The sequence below is a fragment of the Vibrio sp. 1F279 genome, from assembly GCF_041439815.1.
Classification (GTDB): domain Bacteria; phylum Pseudomonadota; class Gammaproteobacteria; order Enterobacterales; family Vibrionaceae; genus Vibrio; species Vibrio tasmaniensis_A.
In genome coordinates, this window is sequence record NZ_JBGOOU010000095.1 from 1 (window position 1) to 3,512 (window position 3,512).

Below are 3,512 nucleotides of genomic sequence, written 5' to 3' on the forward strand. Positions count from 1 at the left end.
GCAGCGGATTGCAAATCCGTGGACCTCGGTTCGACTCCGGGAGGCGCCTCCATCATTTAGAAAAACCAGCCCTAGTGGCTGGTTTTTTCGTTTTTGGTTTCTTCATCCTTGCCTCTTCATTTCTCCCCTTTACCTTTCATAGACCCACTCTATTTTGATGAGATCCTAAGTTGAACCTTTGTTGATAGACCGGTAAATAAATCAAAGTCACAATTAACCATAATGCTCAATTTGTTTCATTGTTTTATGGGATAACCCTAATTAAAACATGCGTATGAGTGATAGTGTCCCTCTTTATATTTCTTTAATTGTTCTATAAGAGGTTCTTAAATATGCAATTTACTCTAAAGAGGAAAATGGTTTTCTCTGTAGTTTTGGCGATTGCTGTTACATCTGCCATTCTTCTTTTCATGGGTTATAAGACTTTTCAAACAAACAGCTGGCAAGCAATAGAAAGTGAAAGTCGCAATACACTTCAAGCTCATGCTAAGGGCATCAGTGACTGGTTTTATGATAAGAAACAAGCAGTACACGGGCTTAAGCAACAAGTGCAGCTTAACCCTTCAATAGATATCGTTCCTCATTTACGTCAAACCTTGGTATCTGGTGGGTTTGGATTGAGTTATTACGGTAACAAAGAAGGTGAGATGTTCCGTCATGACCCTTCATTGAATAAAGCGGGCTATGACCCAAGAGTCCGAGGTTGGTATAAACAAACCTTAGCTGAGAATCGAGCGGTGACAACAAAGCCGTATGTAAGTGTGACGATGCAAACCTTGGTGGTGACACTGACAGACCCAGTGACCGAGAATGGATCGATCATCGGTGTTGTGGCATCAAACTTGGCATTGGACAAATTGATTGAAGACGTATTAGCCATTCAGGTTCCGGGGAATGGGCGTGCGATTCTGATTGATAAGCAAGGGACGGTCGTTGCTCATCAAAATAAAGATTTCATTCTGAAACAAGTCAATGATATTGCGCCAGAGCTGAGTGTGTCTGGCTTGAACAGTGCTGCGCAAAACTTGACGACGATCTTTACTCAAGTGGATGGTGCCGAGCGAGTCATCATGGCTGAGCCGATTAAAGGCACTGACTGGTTACTTGTGATTGAAATGGATAAAGACGTACTAGAGCAGCCCCTGTTCGATATGTTGATTAGCCAAATCACCACAGGTTTGATTGTATTGATCGTTATGGCTGTAGCAACCTCATGGTTTGTGGCTCGTCAATTAGTTGAACTAGGGCGAGTGAGTGAAGCATTAGCTGATATTGCGGAAGGGGAAGGCGACCTCACACAAAGACTACAAGTGTCGAGCCAAGATGAGGTGGGTCAACTTGCCGATAAGTTTAATGTCTTCGTTGATCGGCTCCATCAAATGATGCAAAACGTCACTCAAGTTTCTACCGCGATGAACAGCGGTGCCGAGCATGCTAATACCAGTGCGATGAAGCGCAGTGATAGTGTAAGCAGGCAACAAGATGAGATCACGATGGTGGCAACGGCTGTGACAGAAATGGCGACAGCAACAGCGGAAATCGCCACGAATGCTGAGAGTACGGCAAAAAGTGCGACTCATTCGGTGGAGTTGAGCGAGCAAGGCTTCCAACAGATGGCTAAAAGCCAATCATCGATCAATGACCTCGCTACTGAGCTAACAAGCGCTGTGTCTATCATCAGTGAGCTTGAAGAGCATGGTCAGCAAATCGCGTCTATCTTAGCGACGATTCGTGAAATAGCGGAGCAAACGAACTTACTCGCGCTCAATGCGGCCATTGAAGCGGCTAGGGCAGGCGAACAAGGTCGAGGCTTTGCAGTGGTTGCTGATGAGGTTCGTGTGCTTTCTCAACGTACTCATGCTTCAACAGAAGAGATCGAAGACAAGATCAAACGCTTACAACAAGCGACCAATGGTGCGGTGAAAGTGATGACGCAAAGCCATGATATGGCGAAAACAAGCGTACACGATGTGGATATGGCCGGAGAGAGCCTAGCTCAAATCCGTGAAGCGATTCAGATGATCAGTGATATGGCGACTCAGATTGCTTCTGCCGCTGAAGAGCAGTCACTGGTTACTGCCGAAATCAATGCGAATACCGAATCTGTTCGTGAAGTGAGTGATGTGATGGCAGTTGATGCGACCGATGCGGTTTCACAAGCCGATCAGCTAAGTCATTTAGCGAGTGACTTGAAACGAGAGTTGTCACGCTTCAAGCTTTAATCTTTAATCGATATTGCAGAAAACAACATAGGTTTAGAAACTAAAGAGCACAGACAGTAATAGGCCTGTGCTCTTTCTTTAATAGCTTCAAATGAGTCTCAGTGCTTATCAAAGAAATCCTTATTGCGAATATATTTGCTCATTAAGTGGTAAGAAAAAGGTCTGATCAACCAACTTAGAACAGAGCGCCCAAGACGTATAAACGTCGGTGTGTTTTCGTAGATCCTGCCGTTATAGAGCCAAAGCACTTTCCCTACATGCCAATACAACAGAGGCACGGGCGGCATGAAAGTGACAATATCTATGTCGCAACAGATACGGTAGGTTTTCTTACTCAAACGGTAGTGCTTTCGAAAATTCCAATCACCAATCGCAGGTTGGCCAAAAGTCACGATTCGCTTAACACAGCCTGGATACTTTTGATCTACGTAATCTGCGAACACGCAGCCAATTGCACCACCAGAAGAGTGGCCGGTTATAGAAATCCTTTTCCCTTGTTCTAACAAAGGCAAGAGTGTCGCTTCTAAGCGTTCGATAACGGTTTGCCCAAGCTTGTCTTCGTTACGACTCGGCTGGCTTTCTTGAAACATGAGATGATAGAAACCGGCATGTACACGATAGTTCAGCCCAATCTTTTTACAGCTTCTTGTCCATAGTGCAAAAGTGAGTAGCCAGTCAGAAACACTGTGTGATCCCTTGATAACCACAACCACTTCATCTTTGTCACTACTCCATAAAACTCGAATCATGGTTTTGCCAAACTGGTTCTTTATGATGCGCTGTCCATTAGGATCAAAACCGTAACGAGTCTGTTTAAAAACTCTCGGGTAGGCGAGGTTACAAAGAACCGCGTAGCGTTCATATTGGTATCGTTTTAGTGACTTCACGTTTTCATTTCGTAATTATAGTTGTGTAAAACTTTAGCCTTTGAATGTGAAAAGCACATGAAAACGAAGGAGTGTTTCTTTAATTCAATGGAATTGACAGTGTTTTGTGAGTCTGAAAATGGGAATTTGGCCTTTGAATTCCAACTCAAACTCAAAATCTACGAATAAGAACCGTACAAGCTGCACTAAATTCATTCTGTAGAGTTCGATAATTAATCACTTGAATTAAATGATAAAATTTATTGTTGACGAATTTTTTTCATCCGTTAAAGTACACCTCGTTCTCACGGCTTAGGTCGCGGAGAGATGGTGTTTTACTCTTCAGTAATCAGCATCGCATGATTGCGTTGCCCTGGTGGTGGAATTGGTAGACACAAGGGATTTAAAATCCCTCGGCGTTCGC

General features: G+C 43.8%; 2 protein-coding genes. One reads left to right on the plus strand and one right to left on the minus strand.

Annotated features, from left to right (window positions below; all coding sequences use genetic code 11):
- Positions 1-356 precede the first annotated feature (356 nt).
- The gene (locus ACED60_RS25405; protein WP_102258464.1) at positions 357-2,222 is read left to right on the plus strand and encodes a methyl-accepting chemotaxis protein; all 1,866 of its coding nucleotides are present in this window, start codon (positions 357-359) and stop codon (positions 2,220-2,222) included.
- 98 nt (positions 2,223-2,320) lie between these two features.
- On the opposite strand, the gene ACED60_RS25410 is transcribed toward ACED60_RS25405, so the two are convergent.
- Positions 2,321-3,109 carry a lipase gene (locus ACED60_RS25410; RefSeq protein ID WP_371728717.1) on the minus strand — a complete coding sequence of 263 codons (789 nt, stop codon included), beginning with the start codon at positions 3,107-3,109 and terminating at the stop codon, positions 2,321-2,323.
- Between the last annotated feature and the right edge of the window lie 403 nt (positions 3,110-3,512).

Bases quoted from the DNA above. Each gene is read 5' to 3' on its own strand.
- ACED60_RS25405 (WP_102258464.1), top strand. From the start codon at position 357: ATGGTTTTCTCTGTAGTTTTGGCGATTGCTGTTACATCTGCCATTCTT.